This window comes from Mesorhizobium sp. LMG 17147 (assembly GCF_024297145.1).
Taxonomy (GTDB): Bacteria; Pseudomonadota; Alphaproteobacteria; order Rhizobiales; family Rhizobiaceae; genus Mesorhizobium.
Genome location: NZ_JANCTC010000007.1, coordinates 237,870 through 259,146, shown reverse-complemented (window position 1 = coordinate 259,146; position 21,277 = coordinate 237,870). Strand labels below are relative to the sequence as shown.

18 protein-coding genes are annotated in these 21,277 nt (G+C 60.3%); 13 read left to right on the top strand and 5 right to left on the bottom strand.

Going from position 1 to position 21,277, the window contains the following annotated elements; translation table 11 throughout:
- The first annotated feature begins 335 nt into the window (after nt 1–335).
- On the top strand, nt 336–494 hold the full coding sequence (locus tag NMG46_RS29715; RefSeq protein WP_368389302.1) for a type II toxin-antitoxin system VapB family antitoxin: 159 nt from the start codon (nt 336–338) through the stop codon (nt 492–494).
- A 99-nt stretch (nt 495–593) separates the two neighbouring features.
- On the top strand, nt 594–974 hold the full coding sequence (locus NMG46_RS16065; protein WP_254818604.1) for a type II toxin-antitoxin system VapC family toxin: 381 nt from the start codon (nt 594–596) through the stop codon (nt 972–974).
- Between the two features lie 205 nt (nt 975–1,179).
- Here the strand turns inward: NMG46_RS16065 and NMG46_RS16060 are convergent, their stop codons facing one another.
- On the bottom strand, nt 1,180–2,235 hold the full coding sequence (locus tag NMG46_RS16060; protein ID WP_254818603.1) for a nucleotidyltransferase domain-containing protein: 1,056 nt from the start codon (nt 2,233–2,235) through the stop codon (nt 1,180–1,182).
- Between the two features lie 248 nt (nt 2,236–2,483).
- Between NMG46_RS16060 and NMG46_RS16055 the strand changes: the two genes are divergently transcribed.
- A complete protein-coding gene (locus NMG46_RS16055; protein ID WP_254818602.1) occupies nt 2,484–2,744 on the top strand; it encodes a DUF3072 domain-containing protein in 261 nt (86 codons plus the stop codon).
- 233 nt (nt 2,745–2,977) lie between these two features.
- Here the strand turns inward: NMG46_RS16055 and NMG46_RS29710 are convergent, their stop codons facing one another.
- Together NMG46_RS29710 and NMG46_RS16050 are read right to left on the bottom strand one after the other, a co-directional pair.
- Complete coding sequence (locus NMG46_RS29710) at nt 2,978–3,103, bottom strand: hypothetical protein (protein ID WP_302895698.1); 126 nt, start codon at nt 3,101–3,103, stop codon at nt 2,978–2,980.
- 372 nt (nt 3,104–3,475) lie between these two features.
- On the bottom strand, nt 3,476–3,676 hold the full coding sequence (locus NMG46_RS16050) for a DUF2905 domain-containing protein (protein WP_254818601.1): 201 nt from the start codon (nt 3,674–3,676) through the stop codon (nt 3,476–3,478).
- Nucleotides 3,677–3,707: 31 nt separating this feature from the next.
- On the opposite strand from NMG46_RS16050, the gene NMG46_RS16045 reads away from it, so the two are divergent.
- The 4 genes from NMG46_RS16045 (at nt 3,708) to NMG46_RS16030 (ending at nt 9,218) form a co-directional block, all read left to right on the top strand.
- Nucleotides 3,708–3,980: a hypothetical protein gene (locus tag NMG46_RS16045; protein WP_254818600.1), complete on the top strand. Its 273-nt coding sequence runs from the start codon at nt 3,708–3,710 to the stop codon at nt 3,978–3,980.
- 557 nt (nt 3,981–4,537) lie between these two features.
- Entirely contained in the window at nt 4,538–6,775 is a 2,238-nt protein-coding gene (locus NMG46_RS16040; protein ID WP_368389301.1) for a glycogen debranching N-terminal domain-containing protein, read from the top strand.
- Between the two features lie 604 nt (nt 6,776–7,379).
- Nucleotides 7,380–8,264 carry a hypothetical protein gene (locus NMG46_RS16035; protein ID WP_254818673.1) on the top strand — a complete coding sequence of 295 codons (885 nt, stop codon included), beginning with the start codon at nt 7,380–7,382 and terminating at the stop codon, nt 8,262–8,264.
- Nucleotides 8,265–8,912: 648 nt separating this feature from the next.
- On the top strand, nt 8,913–9,218 hold the full coding sequence (locus tag NMG46_RS16030) for a hypothetical protein (protein ID WP_254818599.1): 306 nt from the start codon (nt 8,913–8,915) through the stop codon (nt 9,216–9,218).
- A 702-nt stretch (nt 9,219–9,920) separates the two neighbouring features.
- Here NMG46_RS16030 and NMG46_RS16025 read toward each other — a convergent pair.
- Nucleotides 9,921–10,097 (bottom strand): hypothetical protein, encoded by a 177-nt coding sequence (locus tag NMG46_RS16025; RefSeq protein ID WP_254818598.1) that lies wholly within the window; start codon nt 10,095–10,097, stop codon nt 9,921–9,923.
- A gap of 551 nt (nt 10,098–10,648) precedes the next feature.
- Between NMG46_RS16025 and NMG46_RS16020 the strand changes: the two genes are divergently transcribed.
- Together NMG46_RS16020 and NMG46_RS16015 are read left to right on the top strand one after the other, a co-directional pair.
- A complete protein-coding gene (locus NMG46_RS16020) occupies nt 10,649–11,383 on the top strand; it encodes an adenylate/guanylate cyclase domain-containing protein (protein WP_254818597.1) in 735 nt (244 codons plus the stop codon).
- Entirely contained in the window at nt 11,380–13,989 is a 2,610-nt protein-coding gene (locus tag NMG46_RS16015; RefSeq protein ID WP_254818596.1) for an AAA family ATPase, read from the top strand. Before NMG46_RS16020 ends, NMG46_RS16015 begins: the two co-directional genes overlap by 4 nt.
- 290 nt (nt 13,990–14,279) lie before the next feature.
- Here NMG46_RS16015 and NMG46_RS16010 read toward each other — a convergent pair whose 3' ends face one another.
- On the bottom strand, nt 14,280–17,135 hold the full coding sequence (locus tag NMG46_RS16010; RefSeq protein ID WP_254818595.1) for a winged helix-turn-helix domain-containing protein: 2,856 nt from the start codon (nt 17,133–17,135) through the stop codon (nt 14,280–14,282).
- 226 nt (nt 17,136–17,361) lie between these two features.
- Between NMG46_RS16010 and NMG46_RS16005 the strand changes: the two genes are divergently transcribed.
- The 4 genes from NMG46_RS16005 to NMG46_RS15990 all read left to right on the top strand — a co-directional run bounded on the left by NMG46_RS16005 (nt 17,362) and on the right by NMG46_RS15990 (nt 21,216).
- Nucleotides 17,362–18,723 carry an epoxide hydrolase family protein gene (locus NMG46_RS16005; RefSeq protein ID WP_254818594.1) on the top strand — a complete coding sequence of 454 codons (1,362 nt, stop codon included), beginning with the start codon at nt 17,362–17,364 and terminating at the stop codon, nt 18,721–18,723.
- An 87-nt stretch (nt 18,724–18,810) separates the two neighbouring features.
- Complete coding sequence (locus NMG46_RS16000) at nt 18,811–19,239, top strand: DUF6130 family protein (RefSeq protein WP_254818593.1); 429 nt, start codon at nt 18,811–18,813, stop codon at nt 19,237–19,239.
- Nucleotides 19,236–20,570 (top strand): epoxide hydrolase family protein, encoded by a 1,335-nt coding sequence (locus NMG46_RS15995; protein ID WP_254818592.1) that lies wholly within the window; start codon nt 19,236–19,238, stop codon nt 20,568–20,570. Before NMG46_RS16000 ends, NMG46_RS15995 begins: the two co-directional genes overlap by 4 nt.
- Nucleotides 20,554–21,216: a VOC family protein gene (locus NMG46_RS15990; RefSeq protein ID WP_254818672.1), complete on the top strand. Its 663-nt coding sequence runs from the start codon at nt 20,554–20,556 to the stop codon at nt 21,214–21,216. Before NMG46_RS15995 ends, NMG46_RS15990 begins: the two co-directional genes overlap by 17 nt.
- Nucleotides 21,217–21,277 lie beyond the last annotated feature (61 nt).

Here is a 21,277-nt window from a genome sequence, read left to right as displayed (position 1 = left end):
GCGAAATTCGGTAACAAGATTGCGAGGGCTCAAGCAGCCCAGTGCACGATAGGACGTCGCCGCTCCAGCAGGCGGCTATATCTACCAGAAGGCGGATTTACAGCTCGGGGTCGACCAATACGGATCGCTTTCGCCGATCGAGACCTTTCGACCAGTGCCATCGACCGCCCGACATTCAGGGGTGGCATCCCAACGGAGGATCAGCGGCTCGGCAGACGCCGGCCAGGCGACTGTCGTGGTCAATCCGGTACGGGTATAGGCAAGGCAGCACGTATGTTGAAGAGCCTAGTGGGCTATGATGGAAATTGCCTGAAAGGTAGATTTTGGAGTTTCTCGTGTCCCCGAACATCAAAAATCCGGCCACTGTTGCTCTCGCCGATGAACTCGCACGCCGCCAGGGTATCAGCAAGACAGCAGCCATTCATCGGGCCCTTAGCGAGCGCTTGCACCGCTTGGGCTTTGGAGAGACTGCGCAGGAGCGTCTGGCTGGCTGAATTGCGCGCCATCAGAGAAAGAGTGGCACGATTACCTGAAGTGGATAGTCGCAGCGACGAGGAGATCATCGGGTATGACGAGTATGGAATCCCTAACTGATGGTGATCGATACCTCAGCTATTGTAGCGATCCTTCGGAGCGAGCCTGAGGCAACAAGGCTGGAACGAGCGCTGGTCTCCGACCCAATCCGTCTGGTCCCGGCAACCTGCGTGCTCGAGGCACGCATGGTGCTGGTCAGCAGGCGCGGCGAACACGCGTTGGCCGAGATCGATCTTTGGCTGCGCAAAATCGAGGCCGATATCATTCCTGTCGACTTGGTTGATCTGGCGACCCAGGGTTGGCTGACCTACGGCAAAGGCCACCACCCGGCAGCGCTAAATTTTGCCGATTGCCTCTCCTATGCTTTGGCAAAGCGTGCAGACGAACCGCTGCTTTCCATCGGCAAAGACTTCTCACAAACGGATATCGAACCGGCATGAGCACGAGACTCTAAGATCATCGGCTGTCTCCAGCTTGAACCCTGTAGTAGCGCCCAATTGGTTTCGATTCTATCGCCGGGGCCTGCATCAAGGGGTGTCATGGCAATTAAGCGTCTTGCCCCTCCGATCAGGCGCTGCTGGGCCGCGTCTTCGATCGGTTGGAAGTTCAGGGCCAATCCAGACGGCCAACATGTAGCTCAAACATTCACGGCCGCGACGCTGGTGGCGCGAATAAATGATGGGCCTCATCGAAAACGGCCCTTGGGAGGACCTGAAGGTCGCTTGCTTCGTAGGGGAGATGCTCGAGATACTGCGTCGTCAGCCGGGCAACCACTTGCGCTTGGGCCAGGTCGCGACGGCGCTTGATTGGCTCGCGGTCAGCTCGTTTTGAGAGCCAGAATTTGTGAGCGGCAAAAATACGCGGATCGGGAACCACCAGCCGTACCGGTCCGCCTTTTTCATCGATGGCGATCGCTTCGAAAGCAGGGGCATTTTCCAACCATGCCAGGCCGGCGATCTCGGCGGCCACCAATTCGTCGTCGGCCTTCCCGATAGTTTCCCGGCTCGGCTTCCACGCGGGGTTTGCGAGCGGTTTGATCAGATCGACGAGGTATCCGTCGCGGTTCACCGCGCGGAAGGTGGCGGATGAACGCTCGAAAGACCGATCGACCTTGCGCAAAAGGTTGATGAGCGCTCCATCTTCGACGTTGGCGCCAGACATGACCCTGAGGGACTGGCGCGAGTCCATGAGGAGATCGATGTCTTGCGTCGATGTGATTCCGGGATCCACGAACACTCCCGCCGCCGCCTCATAGGCGTAGATCGCATTCGTGCCTGCAACACGAATGCCTTCTCCGAGAAGACCGGCGTTATCGATTGCTCTGACAATTCTTGCCGCGATCAGGGGAACACGCCCAAGCCGGAGCGCGCGATTGACAGCAGATTGGCGCTCCATCTGCTCCTGTCGCGCAGAGAGCGTTTCTTGGGCGGACGCGCGAGCGGCTTCCCAATCCGCCTTGACAGCTTCGCTCGCCGGCGAGCGACGACCCTCTGCCTTTTGGTGTCGTACGCCAGCGGCGTCGTAGTAGCTTCGCATCAAATGTTCGATGCCGTTCACCGTGTGCCAGACGAGGGATCCCCGAAAGCTCTTCGCCTTCCCTTGGGCCTCTCTGAGCGCAATGAACCGTTGGTCGGAATTGACTTTTTCCCGACGCTGATCGTTATTTAACTCAACAAAATCAGCCAATTCAACAGTTACCATGCGTTTAGCTCGGATCTGTTGCAAGACACAATAGGCGCCGGAGCGGCCGATTGCAACAGCTCTCACGTAATTCCATCGCGACTGTTGAAGTGCCTGTATAATTAAAAAATATCACGGCGGAGCACCTTTTTACGACGGCGCAGTCGAGCAAAAGCGCCGCTCGAGGCGGCCTTCACTGGTTCTCTTCGATCCGCAGACCGGGCCAACGCAAACGGTCAGAGAAGGCTAGCAATGCGGCGGAACAAATCATGATCATTTCTCATTGTGGTGATCATCAAGGGAGGTTGAGCATGGTCGACCGGCACAACCCAAAAATCGAGGCGTCGGCAAATGTCGAAAAGGACCCGGAAGATTGGGTCAGCGGAGATGATCCAATGACTCCCGCACAAGCGTCCTATTTGAAAACTCTGGCCGAACAGGCCGACGAGCCTGACGCCTATGCTGACGGCCTTAGCAAGTCGGAAGCTTCTAAACGCATTGATGCGCTGCGGGAGAAGTTAGGCCTGTAGCGTCCTCTCGTAGCTTTTCCTCTCTAGAGAAGGACAGCCGATCGGCTCGGATTGGGACAGTTTTGCTGCAGTTGTGACCCGCGCAATTAATTTTTCTGAATTCCGCGCGTTGCTGCTCGACTCGGGATCGAGACGACAAACGGCCGATGGGAGCGGCTTCTAGCCTAGCAGCCCGGCATCCGCCCTAAGCTCACCAAGACGGCCCACCGGTCCAATCCTGCTGTCGAAACAGATCAGGATGTCCCTATGAGGGCGATGGTCACCAGAGACACAAAAAGGACAAGGGCGATTGCAGCGCCCCAGAAGAGAACTTTTTCGGTGCCGCGTTGCTCTTCCTCGCGAGATATGTCTTTCGCCATTGCATCCATCCTTTGCGAAGGTCGACGACTTAGCAACGTGCCGCGCCAAGGCTGAGTTCCGGCAACTATCTTGCCCCTTCGGCGCTGAGGAAAGTTCTCGGAATCAAGCGTCGTGTTGTCCAACCGTTGGTTGGTGGACGTATTGCAGCCCCTGCATCTGAAATCCCTGTGATCCGCGCGCACAGGGCGTGCCCGACCCCGAGCCCCCCGCCCGGTGCGGGCTTTTTTACTCATGCAATGGAACACCGGCGCGCAGGGAAAGGTCTGCCCTGGCAGCAAACTCTTTCCCTTATATTTTTTGCTGCCGGATCGGATAGCTTCGATCGGCCCGCGTCGTTCTTTTCCTCCGGCGACGCGGGCTCGCCGTCCTCGCTACCGGTTGAGCAGCCACAGAACAAACGAAAGCACGATGCTGATAAGAATCCCGGTGCCGATCGGAGCATAAAACGTGAAGTTCTCACGTTGGATCACGACGTCACCGGGCAATTTGCCCAGACCGACCCGCGACAACCAGGGCCACAACAGACTTATGGCAACTATGATCGAACCAAACACAATGAGAGTTCTGGACATGGGGGATCCGGCCGGGAATATAGTGAGTCGCTTGGCTGGGCTCATTTTCATTGCTGTTTTGCTGTCGTTGCGCCTCAATTTCTTTTGGTTTTTGCTTGTCAATCTTCGCCGTCTCGTTGTCGGCATCGACGACTGCGCGAAGCAATTCGTCCATCTTGGCGTGCAGAGCCTGAGTATCGCGGTGCTCGGCGAGCGGATGAACAGCGTCATAGCCCAGATCGCCAGTGTGGCAACACCATGCCAGTCAAAGCCATTTTGGTCTGGGCACGGGCCTGCACTGCTTCAGATGCTCAGAGGTGTCTAGGTATCATCACCAATGCGTCCAAATGCCGTTCTCCTCGTTGACAGTCGCCGAGAATACGCCAGTTTGATCTGAAGGCACGTCGCAGGTTGGCGCCCGCAAGCACCTGAAGCCGGCGACTATTTTGATGAAAGACGGTCGAGGACAACTCCGGATGGACGCGTGCCGTCGCAGCGACCAAATTGCAGTGTCGCCGGGCCTCGCCAGAACGTGTCCATCTTTCTCCGGCTCGCGCGTTGGAGGATGCCAGATCGCCGGCTCTATCCTGATGGCGAGCAGCAGACGTGCGCAATGGCCGGGGGCTCACAGTTTCACCCAGCTGCTGGTGATGAATGAGGTGAGGCCCGCCGCGCCTCGTTGTGGGTCGGCTGGAGGATGTGCTCGCCAGAGCAGGCTTGACAGTTCTGCTGGAGGGGGCGGGTTTGTCCGCCTCTATTCGCGGGTATGTGCTCGAAGGTCAGATTGTTCGAGCTCGTCGATGACCTGGTCGTTGTTCGCCTGCCTGGTACATGATTTCGGGACAATCTGGGGGCAGGCGTTCAAGGCAGACGTGAGTTCTCGTGGCCGAAGATGGCGGCGGCGGCAATCTGTTCCGATGGATGCAAATCGGTCGGGTGACGGTTGAACCAATGACGCTGGAGATCACAGTCGGACCGCCGCGTCTGGCGATTAACCAGGGACGCAGCTTCCTTGTCACCGAACCGGATGGCCAGATCGCCTGGCCCACTTATAACGGCTTATATGCATCTGACACACGCCTGATATCCAGCTGGCAGATCTTTGCCAATGGGCAAGCATGGGACCTCCTCAATTCCGGAAACATCGCCTACTTCGCCGCCAAGATCTATCTGGTCAATCAGGGGTTCGCGACGGAAACGAACCATGTGCCAGCAGGCAGCCTGGGGCTGGTAATCGGCCGCGCCTTGGATGGGGGGCTGCATGAGGATTTTGAACTCGTAAACCACGGGCAAATGTCAGTGCGCTTCAATTTGGAAGTTGCCATGCGCAGCGACTTTGCCGATCTTTTCGAAGTCAAGGCCGACGCGATCGTCCGCCGCGGACGTATTACCACGGAATGGCTGTCCAGAGCGGCGAGCCTTCGTACCTCCTACGTGAATCGAGACTTCAAGCGAGACGTCATTGTCAAGGTCCGCCGGATGGCCTCAAAGCCCGTCTATGCCAATGGCCGGATCAGCTTCGATATCAAGCTCGAGCCGGGCGCGAAATGGCATGCTTGCCTTCTCTATGACTTTGGCAATGGCGAGACAATCTATCGCGCGCCCCGAGTCTGCATTGACAAATGCCTCGAGTCGAAAACTGCAAAACGCCTCGCCGGATGGCAACGCAGCGCCTTGAAGTTCAACTGTTCCAATGGCGAATTTCACCGCTTCTACCATCAGGCGGTCGAAGACATGGCCGCGCTGCGGCTGCCGATCGAAGGAACGGACGAACTGGAATACGTGCCAGCCGCCGGACTCCCCTGGTTCATAAGCCTGTTCGGTCGCGACAGCCTGATAGTCTCTCTGCAGAATGCCTTGGTCTACCCAGATTTTTCGCGCGGCGCCTTGGACGTCTTGGGGCGATTTCAGGCCACCGAACGCGACGACTACCGCGATGCGGAACCGGGAAAGATAATGCATGAGCTTCGCACCGGCGAACTCGCCCATTTCAATTTGATCCCCCATACGCCGTATTACGGCACGGCCGATGCTACGCCTCTGTATCTTATCGTGCTCCACAACACTTGGCGTTGCACCGGCGACGCGGGCCTGCTCGAACGACACATCGCAACGGCCGAGAAGTGCCTGGATTGGATTGACCAGTACGGGGACCGTGACGGCGACGGGTTCCAGGAATACGAAACCCGCTCGGCTGCGGGGTACGAGAATCAGAGCTGGAAAGACGCCGGTGACGCTTTGGTTTATCCCGATGGCACCCTGGTTAAGGGACCCAAGGCGCTGTGCGAATTGCAAGGCTATGTCTATGATGCTTGGCAGCGCATGGCAGAAATCTTCGATGCCAGAGGCGATAGCGATCGTGCCGGGCAGCTTCGCCTCAAAGCTAAGAGCTTGTTCGATCGATTCAACCAGGTCTTCTGGGACGAGGCATCCGGCTTCTATGCATTCGCGTTGGATGGCGACAAGAAGCCGGTGCTGAGCGTCGCTTCCAACCCCGGTCACTGTCTTTGGTCGGGAATTGTCCCACCCGACCGAGCCGCCAGGGTGGTGCATCGGCTGATGAGGCCGGATATGTGGAGCGGTTGGGGAATACGGACACTTTCGGCCGATCACCCGGCCTACAATCCACATTCCTATCAACGCGGCTCCGTCTGGCCGCATGACAACGGGCTGATCGCGCTCGGCTTCCGGCGCTATGGCTTTTTTGCGGAAGCATGTCGCCTTTCTCGCGACGTGAGCAGCGCCGCAATCTACTTCATGCAACATCGAATGCCAGAGCTGTTCGCCGGGTTGCCGCGAACGCCAACGACTTTCCCCGTGCAATATAAGGGAGCGAACGTTCCGCAGGCATGGGCGGCCGGATCCTGTTTTTCGCTTCTGCAGGCGATCATCGGCTTTCAGCCCGACGCTCCAAATGGTAAGCTGTACATCGATCCCAGGCTGCCCGACTGGATAGACGAACTCACCTTGAACGACTTGCGCCTGGGCAAAAATCGCCTCGAACTCCATTTCTGGCGCGTCGGTGCCGAGACCTGTTGGCAAGTGAGCGACGGCGATCCTTCACTGGTGGAAGCGCGAAATTGTGCCAGCGGCCCGAACTTGCGCTTGGCCTGCGTATGAGGTTTGCTCCGGCGGAACCATCTGCCTACTTTCAGGTCCTACGTGTAGAGGGGCGCGCGTCTGCTCAAGAAGAGCAACATGAACCTCGCTGCCACGCCGTTTTGCGTTGAAGGTTGCGATGGTGATCATTCGGCACCGAAGCCGATCCGCTCGATTTTGCAACTCCGCCGGTTCCCGTGACAAAGCTCCCTTCGCCCGGCTTGGAAGTGCTTAGCTGTCATCCTTATAGGACTTGGCGGCTTCATCGATCTTACGCCAATCGTTTCCGTGGCGCCGTACAAGCTCTCTCGCCTGGGCTGGCGACACACTTTGCGTTTCAACGATGTGGTCCACTTCCGTCTCCTCGCCTTTCAGGGGACGCGAACGAGGGCTCGTTGGCCGTCTGGCCATTGGGTTCTTTGCATCTCGTCTGGGCATGAGTGGACCTCTCCTGGTGCCGAGTAAACGGTCCGGCGCGGCGAAGGTTTCCCACGCCAGCGCGTTGAGCAGTTTCGCCGATCGCCTCCTGGCCTCCCCTTGCATCTCTGACCGTACGTCGCAGTGCTTTCGGACCCAAATGACCTACACCGCGTTCTTTGGGAGCAGTGTTGTGCTTCGCAATCTGATGGAAAAATCCGACGTCCCTGCTTCACCGCAGACAGCTCCTGGTGCTGAAGCGCGCTTTCCGTACGATCGCGCGGCGGTTGAGCGGTTTCGACAGACATTCCCGCGCGCCAGGTGGAGTGACGAGCGCAAAAGCTGGTTCGTGCCGGGAAAGACTGCAGCGCGGCGGATCCAGCGCTGGCTTGCGCAAGAGGCGGATCTACGAGGAGCACATGATGACAGCAAGGGACGGGATGCCTTCGCCTTCGATCCCCTGTCGAGCCGGTATCTGGAAATCGCGGACGACCTGCGCATCCGCACGCCATATTCGCGGACGGTCCTCGAGGAACTGCAAGCCGTTCCATGGGCGAGCTGGGACGACGAACTGCGGGCCTGGAGGGTGCCTTTCCGCTCATACGAGGAGTTGAGGCGCCATTGGCCAAGCATCGAAAGGGCCGCAGGCCGCGCAGAACCGGAGGAGAGGAAACGGCGACGGGAAGCGTCCAAAGACTCCGGGGAATATAAAGCCGCCAGATTGCGGTATGCCGAACGCAGGCGACGTCGCTATCCCTTGCCCCCTGACGATTTACCCTGGCTTGGCCGTGCCGTGGCAACGGAACAATACGGCATCGTGGTCTTCACCGAGATTTCGGGTGAACTCGCCGATGCCTCGGAGCTGGCAGCGTTCTACCCGCAGTTGATCGAGGCGAACGTCGACCATGTCTGGGGTAGATGGCGTCCGGCGACGTTGGCTGAATTGATTAGAACATGGCCCGCTCGGCGTACTGCCGGGTTAACGGAACGGCAGCGAGGCTGGTGGCAGCCAACGCTGCCCGAGCTCAGGATCGCTCGCCAAAAAGCTCGAAGCCTGGCGCGAAGAAGGGCAAAGCTTGTGTCACCGTTCTAGCCTTTCAGGCTCGGCGCTTCCAGCGTCTGTCCGGTAGCCATTGTGATTGAAATGTCCCCCGATCGGAGCCTCCCATGTGCAACGATAGCGAACAACATATGGCCTGGCGGAATATTACCGGATGATAGCGCCGCTGGCCTTAATATCCCCCGCCTGAAAACGAATTTGACTTGCGCTTAGGCGCACGACACCCGCATTGACGAGCCGGCTCCAATAACCAGCGTGGCAGGCAACGCGATCGAGCGGCTTCTATGACGTTTGGACCCCGCCGGGCCGGACCTAACGGTGGGCCGGTGGTCCACTTCCGCTCCGAGGGAGCCGCCGTTCCTCGATTTTACCGGAACGACGTACCTGAAGGCGAAACATCCATTTCCGCTCCACGCTCCGGCTTTATGGCCATCGCCGGACCGAGAGGAAGTCCCCCCATCCGCTAACACGTGGCTGGACGGGCGCGCCAAGGTCATCGCCGAATGTTAAACCATTTCCGCAGAATTTGACGCACACAAGGCCGATCCGAGGCCAACTGGGAGTGCCTACCCCAGCATGGAATTGTGCGGAACCGTACGAAGTCGATTGCAAGCAACCAACATGGTTGGCCGGGCATTAATTTAGCAAAGCATCAATTAGGAAGGCATCGGGAGGAAGACCATGCTGCACGTTAACATGCCTCGCGAACTTGAGGTCGGCGATGAGGTTACGCTGACAGGTATCGTCATCACGATTCTCCCCAGCGGGCGCGCCAGGGTGAGCATTCCTTCGTATGACCATCCTTACACGATTGATCCGCCACCCAAAGTCCGCGCCGGCGACCGAGTGGTTCTTGTTGGGGACGTCACCCGCATCGATCGCGTGGCGAACAAACTCACTGTGCGGATTGACTGCGGCGGGGTGATCACGGTCGACAAGTCGGCGATCACTCGGCTGAGGAAACACCGCCGGACTTCAGCGGGTTGACGCTCCGGCGATAAAACGGCCGGTGTCGGCGTAGGGAAGATGCCAACCAGGCGTGCGGCGCTGTCCATATGGGGCGGACGAACGGATAAATGGGCGCTCGACTGCTGAGGGCATGAGTTCACCTAGTGCGTCCTGTCGCTCTTCGGATTACTGGTGAAGCAAGTCAGATCTGGGCCTATCGCGACCGCGCTTCACCTCACGTCCATTCGCAATCGTCGCTCTCGGCAACAGGCGGCGCGTCCTTCCATGACGCGTCGCAGTGCGCTGTGGAAGGAGACCTCGTGTGAAGGCAAGCCGGGCATCCCGCTCGACCGCAACCTTTCTCTGCAATGAGGACTTGGTCGCCCATCGGCGAGTTCAACCGCGACGGGCCCCGGTTCTTACCCATCCTCCCGGCTCCCGGCGCCGGCGATAGGTCTGCTCGGAGCGTCGTGACGGAACGACATGGTTGGGGAGTAAGCGCGTCGCCCTGTGTGAACAACCCGGCCGGTGACAGCCTCGTCCGCATCGACAACAACCGCAACGGCAATAAGTCGTCGCTGAAGCCCGCAAGGTATCTGTCACGACATGGCGTGCCGGCGAAGCTGCGCCTCGCGACGAGGATTCTTTGTAAGCCGATCAGACGGCAACGCCGGCCAGATGAGCGAGAACTTACCCTCGGTGTTGGTCTCGACCAGGCTCGACTTCGTCAGTAACTGCCGACTACGAGTCGAGGTCGTAGGGCTGGTGGCCCAGCTCGTTATGATGAAGCGCCTCTGCCATACACCTGATGTCGAACGCCTGGCCGCACGCCGGGCAGACGACGAAATACTCCTCCTCCCGAAGTGGCGATGCATTGTGGTCTTGGGGGATGACGATGTCATTGTATTCGTCGGGCATTCAGTCCTCCGGCAACGCCGCCCGCCATGCTGGAACGCGTGTCGGCAGGATTTGTTTCAGAGTTACTGCGTAAGAAGGAGCCCTGGGCATCGATCGTGGCCCGATGTCAAAGGGATTCTTATCTGACAATCTTTGGTTAGGGCAGGGCAGGAACCATTTCCGCATGCGGCAAGCTCGAATTCAGCGCCGCGTGTGCGGTCATTTGAACTCCAATCCGGCGACGCACTCCGCTAGGCCGAGATCGACTATGGAGACGAATGCAATGGCCGGAAGTGATCTGATGGAAATAAGCTTCGCAACATAGCTGATCCTGACGAAATTATTGATGGCTGACGGAACAGAGGCCACCAAGAGATGACCGGCTTATGGCCACGACGCGGACGTTTCGCTCCGAACTGAGGTTGTCCAAGGGTCAACTTGCGTCGTAGCCGCAGCCAATGGCTCGACAGCCACCCTACTTCCGGCGGATGTTCGTCTTCCAAGCCCGAGCAATTTGCATTCGTCTGAGCTAATATGAAGGCGACGGCCGAGTTCAGCCCTGGAGAGCTGTTGTGGACATTGCCGCTTGGTTGCGACGTCTCGGGCTAGACCGCTACGAGCAGGCCTTTCGCGACAACGCGATCGACGCCGAGGTCCTGCTCGAGCTGACTGACGCTGACCTCGAGAAAATAGGCGTTTTGCTCGGCCATAGGAAACGGCTTCTCAAAGCAATTATGGAGCGGGAGCAATCCACGATCCATCCCGTCCCGAGCAGTGAAGAAATTCAATCCCGCGCCGCGGAACCTGCAGCCGAGCGTCGACAGCTGACCGTTACGTTTGTTGACCTCGTTGGCTCGACGGCGCTCTCGTCCCGGCTGGATCCGGAGGATCTGCGCGACATCATCGGAACCTACCATCGCTGTGTCGCTGAAACGATCAGCCGCTTCGGCGGCTTCGTCGCCAAGTACATGGGCGATGGGGTGCTGGTGTATTTCGGCTATCCGAAGGCACATGAGAACGACGCGGAGCAGGCGGTGCGCGCTGGCCTGGCGCTCGTCGACGCCATCAGGCGACTTCAGGGTTCAGAGAGATTGCAGGTTCGCATTGGCATCGCCACGGGCGAGGTCGTCGTCGGCGATCTGATCATTTCTGGTGAAGGCCAGGAGCGCGGCATCGTTGGCGAGACGCCGAACCTCGCCGCCCGACTTCAGACTCTGGCCGAACCCGAGGCGGTTGTGATCGGGCCGCAAACGAGGCAGCTGCTGGGTGACTTTTCGAGTACCGCGATCTCGGCTCGGTCGAGGTGAAAGGATTTCCCCATCCTGTCCGTCCCTATCAGGTGCTTCGCGAAAGCCTTGTCGAAAGCCGGTTCGAGGCGCTGCATGGAGCAACGCCGACGCCGCTGGTCGGGCGTGAGGAGGAGATCGACCTGTTGGAACGCCACTGGCATCGCGCCAAAGGTGGTGAAGGGCGCGTCGTGCTGCTGTCAGGCGAGCCGGGCATCGGGAAGTCGCGCCTCACCCTCACGCTGCAGGAGCGTATCCAGAATGAGCCGCACACTCGGCTGCGTTATTTCTGCTCACCGCACCACCAGGACAGTGCGCTCCGTCCGACCATCGTGCAGCTCGAACGTGCCGCCGGATTTGAGCGCGACGACACTCCCGAGAGGAGGTTGGACAAGCTTGCGGCGCTGCTGGCCCCCACCTCACCGGAGGACGGAGCGCTGCTGGCCGAGCTGCTGTCGTTGCCGACCGAGGGCCGCGTCCCGCTTCTCCAGCTGACGCCCCAGCGCAAGAAGGAGAAAACCTTCGAGGCGCTGCTACGGCAGCTCAAAGACCTGGCGCGAAAAGGTCCGGTGCTGATGCTCTTCGAGGATGTGCACTGGATCGACCCCAGCTCGCGCGAGCTGCTCGACCTAGTCATCGAGCGGGTGCCGCGCCTGCCAGTTCTGCTTCTCCTCACGTTCCGTCCCGAGTTTCAACCGCCGTGGACCGGGCAGGCGCACGTCACGGTTCTTGTTCTCAATCGGCTCGACCGTCGCGAAGGCGCCGCGCTGGTCCAGCGGGTCGTCGGCACCGGAGAGCTGCCGAGCGACGTTGTCGCGGAGATCATCGAGCGCACTGATGGAGTGCCACTGTTCGTCGAGGAGCTGACCAAGGCGGTGTTGGAGGGCAACGCCAGGACAGTGCTCTCAAGAGCTGCTGCGACGGCGTTGAACGTGCCGGCCACGCTGCATGCCTCGTTGATGGCGCGGCTCGATCGCCTCGGCTCAGCCGTTAAGGAGGTCGCACAGGTCGGCGCGGTTCTCGGTCGGGAGTTCTCCTACGAATTGCTGGCAGCGGTCGCACAGCGAAATGCCGCTGAGCTAAACGGCGCAGTGGATCAACTCGTCGGCGCCGGTCTGGTGTTCTGCCACGGGACGCGGCCACTGGCCACTTACCTCTTCAAGCATGCGCTCGTTCAGGACGCGGCGTATGGCACGCTGCTGCGCACTAAGCGCCAGGAGCTACATAAGCGTGCCGCAGATGTGTTGGAGGAAAAGTGGACCGAAATAACTGAAGCGCAACCCGAGCTCCTCGCCCACCACCTTCAGGAAGCTGGGGATTGGGCAGGCGCGCTCGATCACTGGCAAAAGGCGGGAAAGGCCGCCGTGGCCAGAGCTGCCACTCGGGAAGCCGTGTCGCACTTTGCCAGCGCTATCGGCTGCAGCAGGAGACTTGGCGATGTCTCCGGCGGCACCGAACGGATGACACGTCTCCACCTTGCGATGGCCAATGCCTTGATGCAGGCTGAAGGGTATCGTTCTGAGCGCCTTGGGAAGACGCTTGAGGATGCACGTCTTGCCGCCGCGAACGCGGCATCGGTCGAATTGCAATGTGACGTTGCGCTTTCACTCGCTCCATTTTTTTATGCCACTGGGCGCAATCACGATTACCTGACCCTGGCCGAAGAGCAGCTCGCAAACGGTGCCGATCTCCTTCCGACGGCCTATCTGAGTGGTCTTTGGGCAACGAAGGGAATTGCTCATTCCAACCGAGGAGAACAACCACTGGCAGCGGAGGCTTTGCGGAATGCTTTAGATCTGATTGATCGTGTTGACCCAAGTCGTCGCATTTCGTTCGCCGGTGCGGATCAACGTGTGTCTGCCCAGGCATATTTTAGCGAATCGCTGATCATATTGGGTTTCTTTGATGCGGCAGTCGAAGAGAAAGAGCGCCTGATGCGAGATTTTGACCAGCTCGATAAGCCCTTCGACCTCGCGTGGCATCTTCTCGTGCAGTGCCAATTGTGCGCGCTACTCGGCCAATACAAGGAACTACTCGATAACGCTACGAAGATCGTCGAGATTTGCGATCGGCATGGCTACGCGGCGCGTCGAAGCAGCGGCATTAGGTGGCGTGGCCATGCCCGCTCGCATTTAGGTGAACTGGATGCCGGCATCGATGACGTCCGGGAGAGTATGGTTCTTTGGCGTGGGCAGGGCGTCGTATTTCATACCCCTGAGAAAACATGCGAACTTTGTGATCTTCTCCTGCGGTCCGGTCGCATCGAAGACGCATCGCAAATGCTTGATGATGTCGATACCCTCGTTTTCGATACGGACGAGGCGAGCTACCTGGCAGAATGTATTCGCCTTCGTGGCCAAATCGCTGCGGGCAGAGGTGACCTGACTGGTGCCGCGCACCTATTCGAAAAGGCAATTGCTACCGCCCGTCGGCAGCAAGCGAGACTCTTCGAGCTTCGCGCCGCAACGCAACTAGCACCAGTTCTGGCACGTCAAGGTCGTGTCCATGAGGCCGCGACGCGTCTGCAAGCGGTGGTCCTCACATTTAACACTAGGTATCCAATCGTCGACCTCATCGCGGCACAAAGGGCGCTGGACGCGCTGGGCCGCCCTGATCAGGCTGAATGAAACCAAATCCTTTTTGCCTATTGAATCAAGTTCCGGTAGCCATAAAGAGCCCTTTTTCTGACGGCCGCGTGCTGGCCGTTCGCCCCTTTTTCAGCGGCAGAATCACCAGGCCAAGCATATCCATAACGGTCAATACCGGGCTCGGAGTGAATGTCTTGAATGCGCCTTCATACCAGTCACTACGACAGTGCCGTCCTTCGCCAAAAGCGGCCTTCAAGAAATTCACAGGCCACAAGCAACTTTACTCCCAAAGCAGAGGTCATCAGTGAAAGAAGTTTCGTTGACGATTGCTACCTCAGCGTAGCCAGAAGGTGCTCGGCAGCCTTAACATCCGCAGTGTCCTGGCCCTCAACGAAATGCTCCACGACTGGTTGCAAGAGCTCGCGAGCGCTATCCGCCTCCCTTCGCCCGGCCATCAGCGTCGCCATGTCGGTTGCGGTTCGCAACTCCCATGCCCGTGCGCGCTGACTTCGGCTCAACTCCAGTGCCTGCGTGAGGTAGGCGGCAGCTTCATCACGGTTGCGCTCCGACTGGAGAAGGAGGCTTCCCTTCATCCGCAGCAGCTCCGGGAGGTACAATTGATCGCCGTTCTTTTCGACTTGACTAAGCGACTCGTCGATCAACGCAACGGCTTCATCAACCTGACCGATCGCGGACAGTCCCCTAACTAGCGAGAGATTGAGCGGCGTCGTGAGCAATTCATAAGGCGCCGCGTGGAGCCTTTGAAGAGATGCCTGCAGGCCCTCGACGCCGCTTTTTGCATCGCCGTGACGGATCGCGACTTCGCTTTTGAACCCCCGACCGACCAGCAGGTAAGGAGTCATGGAATGGGATTCCGCGCGGGCGATGAGCATATCTATGTACGCCTCGGCGCTCTTCAGGTCGCCGGTCCAAAGGAAGACCGATATCGCCCAGATCAACGCGATCGCCAACGTTAGAGAATGATCCATGGCGGCAGCCTCTTCGACGGCCTGTCGGGCGTGTGCCATGGCTTGATCCGGATGGCCTTGTAGCCAAAGGTTCCTCGCCAGGATGGCCCTGGCCAGGATTTTGCCTTCGAAGCCCAGATAGATCGTCGTGGTCCGCTGGGAGCGCGGCCCACGGTCGAGCGCCGCCTCCAGCTCTGCGCGGGCCTGCGCAAGGTCGCCTCGCAGGTGGAGCGAGATGCCCAGGATCGAGTGTGCCAGCGCGCTGGCGACCGAGTCGTCCAAGGTCGCGGCTGTGGCTGAACAACGCCTTGCAAACTCAAGGGCGGTTGCGAAATTGCCCGTCCGCAGATGGAACATGTTGAGCGGACCCAACAGACGCACCCGGTCCAGCGGATCGCCGCGCTCCTCGGCGATCGCCAGGCTCCTCTCCAGAGCTACGCGCGCCCTGTCGCGTCCTCCCCGCATGAACATGAAGGACACGCCGAGGGCTGCCTGAAGATGCATCTCGTCAAGTCCGCCGCGCGCGGCATCGTCGAAAGCGAATATTGCTCTTTCAGACCAGCGATGACACTCCGGCAACAAGGACATTGCCAGGAAAACCGGCGCCACAGCGGTCGCGAGTCCGACGCCGATGTCGGCGTTTCCGCTGTCGCCGAAGCACCATTCCAAGGCAGCCCGGACATTGTTGATGGCGGCGAAGTGAGGCGCCCGCTCCTCACCGGTCGCCAGGCTTGGCCACTCGATCCCGGTCTGCTCCAGCCATCTCCGATAGTAGGCGGCGTGGCGCACTGCCAGATCGGCAGCCTCGGCGTCATCGATCGGGATGTCGAGAACGTAGGCGCGCGTCGTATCGAGGAGCCTGTAGCGCATCATTGCTCCGACCGGGCCAGTCGCCACGATCGATTTGGCGACAAGACTGTCCATGGCGCCAAGGACGGTCGATCGGTCGAGGGTCGCGCTCGTCACCACCTCCAGTGCGGCATCGAGCGTGAAATGACCGACGAATACAGCGAGCCTGCGAAGCACCACACGCTCAAGGTCGGTCAGGAGCCCCAAGCTCCAGTCTAGTGTCGCCTGTAGGGTTTGCTGACGCGGCGGCGCGGTCCGCGAACCGAGCCACAGCAGTGTCAGGCGTTGATCGAGAAGCGCGGCTGTCTGCTGCAGCCCATAGGATTCGACGCGTCTGGCCGCCAGTTCGATCGAGAGCGCCACCCCGTCAAGCTTTCGACAGATGCTTGCGATAATCAAGGCCTCGGCGTCGCCGACGTCCAAACGAGCGCCACCTGCCACCGCTCGCTCGACGAACAGCTGGGTGGCCGGGAATGTCTGGACGATGGCCGCCGTTAGCCCCGGTTCGTCGGGCGGAAACGCAAGCGCATTCAACCGGTAGATATGCTCGCCCTCAACCCGAAGCGCCTCGCGGCTCGTCGCCAGGATGTAGACCTGTGACGCCGCATCGACGATGCTCGAGGCCAGAGGCGCCACCGCATCCACGAGATGCTCACAGGTATCGAGGATCAAGAGAATCCGCCTGTTGCGCAGGTAAGCGATCAGATTGGGCGTCGCATCTTCTGTTTGAACCGTTAGCCCAAGCATCGAGGCGACGGCTGTTGTCACCAGACCGGGATCGCCGATCATTCCCAGATCGACGAACAAGACCGCCCCTGAAAATGCCTCGATCAGATGATGCCCGACGGCGATCGCGACGGTGGTTTTGCCGACGCCGCCGGCGCCAACGATGGTGACGAACCGCGAAGCATTCAGTTGCGCCGAAAGCTTGAGAACGTCCTCATCCCGCCCGACCATCCGACTCAAGCGGTTGGGAAGATTCGCGTGCGGAAACCCAGCGGCGATGAATGGGGCTTCGTCGTGTGGACTGCTTAATCGCGAGACCGGCGCAACGAAGCAATAGCCCCGCCCCGGAAGCGTCGCGATGTAGCGCGCGCCATCCTTTCCATCGCCCAGCGCCTTGCGCAGTCCGGTCATGTGGAACCGCAGACTGCCTTCCTCGACAACCACATCGGGCCAGACCCGCGACATCAGATCCTTCTTGCTGACGACTTCATTAGGCGCGGAAGTCAGGACGACAAGAATGTCGAGGGCACGCGAGCCCAACTCTACGGGAGCGCCCTCTCTTGTCAGGAGCCTTTCACCCGCAGCCAAATGGAAGGGACCAAACGATAATCCGTCTTTGGCCTGACTTGCCCTTCTCGTCATGGCGTCTCTTCTTTTGGGAGCCGCCTGCACCCAGCGCCGCAGTTTAAGTCAATGAGCGCTCCTGCACCATAGGGAGTCTCCACTGTCTGGCCCCTCCTATCTGCTCGAAAAAGCGGCAGGCTGGCAGCGGCTAACACAAGCTCACGACGCATAACGGGCTAATCCCGCCTCCTGGGCGTAGTTCAAGCTACCGTAGATCGCAAACCCATCAACCCAGGAGAGACCCATGGACACGACCAGAACCTCAGAAGCAATCGACCAGGATCGCCGGCGACTTTTGGGCACTGCGGCGGCCGGCATTGCCGCCGCCGGGGCCGCGAGCCTGCTCCCGTCACACAAGGCCGCCGCATCAACCAGCGATGGCATCCGCCCCTTCACCGTTAGCTTCCCGCAGGAGGAGCTCACCGAGCTTCGCCGGCGCATCGCCGCCACGCGCTGGCCCGAGCGCGAACTCGTCTCCGACGAGGCGTCCCGGCGGATCTGGTCGACCCCAGCAACTGCAGGGCCAACGCAGGGCGTGCAACTCGCCACAATGCAGAAGCTCATGCAGTACTGGGGAACGGAATATAATTGGAGCAAATGCGAGGCGCGGTTGAAGGCGCTGCCGAATTTCGTCACCGAGATCGACGGCCTCGACATCCACTTCATCCACGTGAAATCCAAACATCGGGGCGCACTGCCTGTCATCATCACGCATGGCTGGCCCGGTTCGGTCATCGAACTCCTGAAGATCATCGATCCGTTCACCAATCCCACTGCGCACGGCGGTACCGCGGCCGACGCGTTCGACGTGGTGATCCCGTCGATGCCGGGCTACGGCTTTTCCGGCAAGCCCACCGAAACCGGTTGGGATCCGGGGCGCATCGCGCGGGCGTGGATCGTGCTGATGAAACGCCTCGGCTACGACCGCTACGTCGCGCAGGGCGGCGATTGGGGAGCACTCATCACGGAACAGATGGCCCTGATCGCACCTCCCGAGCTGGTCGCCATCCACACGAATATGCCGGCGACCATTCCGCCGGAGATCGTGAAGGCGCTAGCCTCTGGCGGTCCGCCCCCGGCTGACCTTGGCCCCGACGAGAAGCGTGCCTACGAGCAGGTAGCGTTCTTCTACAAAAACGGCCTGGGCTACGCCAACGAGATGGCTCTTCGTCCGCAAACTCTCTACGGGATCGTCGATTCACCGGCCGGCCTGGCGGCGTGGATCCTCGATCACGATGCGGACAGTTATGCGCTGATCGCCCGTTCCTTCGATGGAGAGCCGGAGGGCCTTACCCGCGACGACATCCTCGACAACATCACGTTCTACTGGCTGACGAACACGGCGATCTCGTCGGCGCGTCTCTATTGGGAACATACGCAAACGGCGAAGGCCGGCTTCTTCGACGCCAAGGGCATCACCATTCCCGTCGGTGCGACTGCGAACCCCAGTGAAATCTACACCGCACCGAAGAGTTGGACCGAACGCGCGTTCCCGAAGCTTCTGCACTATGGCCGCACGGACAAGGGCTGCCATTTCGCCGCCTGGGAGCAGCCGAAGAGTTTCACCGATGAGGTGCGCGCAACATTCAAGACGTTGCAGACATGACGTGTTGGTGGGGGATGGCGCGCCGGACGCGCGTCATCTTCCGCCCAGCGATAGCTGCGTAGCGAACCTCCGAAGGGAGCGACTGCAATGAACCCTCTCATCAAGACGCTCGCCGCACTCGCGGCTTGCACCGTGCTCGCCACGGGCGCGTTTGCCCAGAGCACGGTCGTTCCCATCGACAACGAGCCCGCACCCAAGCTGATCATGGAGCCGCCGCTTCCGGGTCCGCTGGCCGGCGGCGTCGTGTTCATCCCGTACCGGGTGGAGAACTTGCGCATCCTGCCTGTGGGCGGGGCGGCCGCGCGCAACGTGTCTCCGCGGGTCGGGCATCTGCACGTCACCGTCGACGACCTGCCTTGGGCGTGGGCGGACTACGGTCAGAGCAACACCATCATCTTGGTGGGAATGCCAAGCGGCCAGCACATGGTGCTGATCGAGGTGGTGGATCCAGAAGGCAAAGTCTTCACCAAACAAACGGTGACGTTCCACACTCCGGACAAGAAGGTGCAGCCATGAGGCTCGACCAGCTGGCGGCCGTGCTGGCATTCGGGTTTTGCGTCCTTTCCGCGCCCGCCTCCGCCAACCCGGTCGAGGATCGCTCGATCCGCCCCTTCAAAGTCTATGTGCCGCAAGCGCCGCTCGATGATCTTCGCAGTCGCATTGCGCAGACACGATGGCCCGACCGGGAGACGGTCGATGACCAGTCGCAGGGCATTCAGCTCGCGAAGATCAGGCCGCTCGTCGAGTATTGGGGCACGGCCTACGACTGGCGGACAGCGGAAGCGAAGCTGAATTCCCTGCCCCAGTTCATGACCACGATCGACGGCGTGGACATCCACTTCATTCACGTTCGCTCGAAACATCCCAATGCCCTGCCGCTGATCATGACGCATGGCTGGCCCGGCTCGGTGCTCGAACTGCTCAAGACCATCGGCCCGCTCACCGATCCCACGGCGCATGGCGGTAGCCCGGAAGACGCGTTCGACCTCGTACTGCCGTCGTTGCCGGGTTTCGGCTTCTCCGGCAAACCCACAGATACTGGCTGGGGTACAGACCGCATTGCACGAGCCTGGGCAGAGCTGATGAAGCGCCTTGGCTACACAGATTACGTCGCCCAGGGCGGCGACTGGGGCTCTCCCGTTTCGAATGCAATGGGACGTCTGGCCCCGGCAGGCCTGCTCGGCATTCATGTCAACCTGCCGGCTGTCGTACCGCCAGAGATTGCCGCGGTGCTCGCCGCCGGCGGACCCGCGCCGGCGGGGCTCATGGACAAGGAGCGCGCGGCCTTCGATGCGCTCAGCATGGCCGCCAAGATGGGGAACAGATCCTACGCCACCATGATGGGCACCCGGCCCCAGACGATCGGTTACGCCATCAATGACTCCCCCGCAGGGCTCGCCGCTTGGATGCTCGGACATCCGGGTTTTTCGGGCTGGACCTACGACAAAACCGACCCTGAAAAGTCGCCTGACGAAGTGCTGGACGATATCACGCTGTACTGGCTGACGAACACCGCCACCTCGTCCGGGCGAATTTACTGGGAGTACGGCGGCGGGCGCAGTCCCGTTTTTGCCGGCGCTGAAAAGACCAGCGAAGTCTCGCTGCCTGTGGCCATCACGGTCTTTCCGGGGGAAGGCTATCGGGCCCCCGAGACCTGGGCCCGGCGCGCCTACCCCAACCTGATCTACTTCCATGAGGTCGACAAAGGCGGCCACTTCGCCGCGTGGGAGCAGCCGGAGCTCTTTTCTGCCGAGTTGCGCGCCGCATTCAGGCCGCTGCGGCAAACCAAACAACCATCTCACTCGAAAGGAACGACAAATGTCTCAAACCATGAAAACGCCCCATGACGAAAAGCGCGAAACTGCGACCGGGACCCTCAAAAAGCAGGCGCTCGACATGAAGCTCGAGGTCGTGGTCATCCCCGTCTCCGACGTCGATCGCGCCAAGAGCTTTTATAGCGGCCTGGGGTGGCGGCTCGACGGCGATTTCGTCGTCGGCGATACGTTCCGGGGTGTGCAGTTCACACCTCCGGGCTCTCCTGCCTCGATCCACTTCGGCACGGGGATCACGACGGCGGCGCCCGGCTCGGCAAGCGGACTTTATCTTGTCGTGTCGGACATCGAGGCGGCGCGCGCCGAGCTCATTGGCCACGGCGCCGAGGTCAGCGAGGCGTTTCACCGCACAGGTCCCGGCAAGCCGGCGGTCAAGGGGCGCGATCCCGAGCGGCGCAGCTACTCCTCGTTCGCGACGTTCAAGGACCCGGACGGCAACGAATGGCTGCTGCAGGAAATCACCACCCGCCTTCCCGGCCGGATCGACTCCAATGCCACGACCTACGCTTCCGGAGCGGATCTTGCTGCCGGGCTGCGACGCGCGTCGGAGGCCCACGGCGAGCACGAGAAGCGCAACGGCGGCCAGCGCGATGAGAACTGGCCGGACTGGTATGCGGAATACATGGTGGCTGAGCAGGCCGGCAAAGAGCTTCCGCTTTGAAGGATTCAGCGCGCAGCGCGCCGCCGAATCGTCTGCGCGGCGATATCGATCGAAACTGAAA

Excerpts from the sequence above, each read along its gene's own strand:
- NMG46_RS16005 (WP_254818594.1), top strand. The coding sequence starts at position 17,362 with ATGGACACGACCAGAACCTCAGAAGCAATCGACCAGGATCGCCGGCGA.
- NMG46_RS16060 (WP_254818603.1), bottom strand. The coding sequence starts at position 2,235 with ATGGTAACTGTTGAATTGGCTGATTTTGTTGAGTTAAATAACGATCAG.
- NMG46_RS16010 (WP_254818595.1), bottom strand. The coding sequence starts at position 17,135 with ATGACGAGAAGGGCAAGTCAGGCCAAAGACGGATTATCGTTTGGTCCC.
- NMG46_RS16000 (WP_254818593.1), top strand. The coding sequence starts at position 18,811 with ATGAACCCTCTCATCAAGACGCTCGCCGCACTCGCGGCTTGCACCGTG.
- NMG46_RS15990 (WP_254818672.1), top strand. The coding sequence starts at position 20,554 with ATGAAAACGCCCCATGACGAAAAGCGCGAAACTGCGACCGGGACCCTC.
- NMG46_RS16030 (WP_254818599.1), top strand. The coding sequence starts at position 8,913 with ATGCTGCACGTTAACATGCCTCGCGAACTTGAGGTCGGCGATGAGGTT.
- NMG46_RS29710 (WP_302895698.1), bottom strand. The coding sequence starts at position 3,103 with ATGGCGAAAGACATATCTCGCGAGGAAGAGCAACGCGGCACCGAAAAA.
- NMG46_RS16065 (WP_254818604.1), top strand. The coding sequence starts at position 594 with ATGGTGATCGATACCTCAGCTATTGTAGCGATCCTTCGGAGCGAGCCT.
- NMG46_RS16035 (WP_254818673.1), top strand. The coding sequence starts at position 7,380 with ATGGAAAAATCCGACGTCCCTGCTTCACCGCAGACAGCTCCTGGTGCT.
- NMG46_RS16025 (WP_254818598.1), bottom strand. The coding sequence starts at position 10,097 with ATGCCCGACGAATACAATGACATCGTCATCCCCCAAGACCACAATGCA.
- NMG46_RS16050 (WP_254818601.1), bottom strand. The coding sequence starts at position 3,676 with ATGTCCAGAACTCTCATTGTGTTTGGTTCGATCATAGTTGCCATAAGT.
- NMG46_RS16055 (WP_254818602.1), top strand. The coding sequence starts at position 2,484 with ATGATCATTTCTCATTGTGGTGATCATCAAGGGAGGTTGAGCATGGTC.
- NMG46_RS15995 (WP_254818592.1), top strand. The coding sequence starts at position 19,236 with ATGAGGCTCGACCAGCTGGCGGCCGTGCTGGCATTCGGGTTTTGCGTC.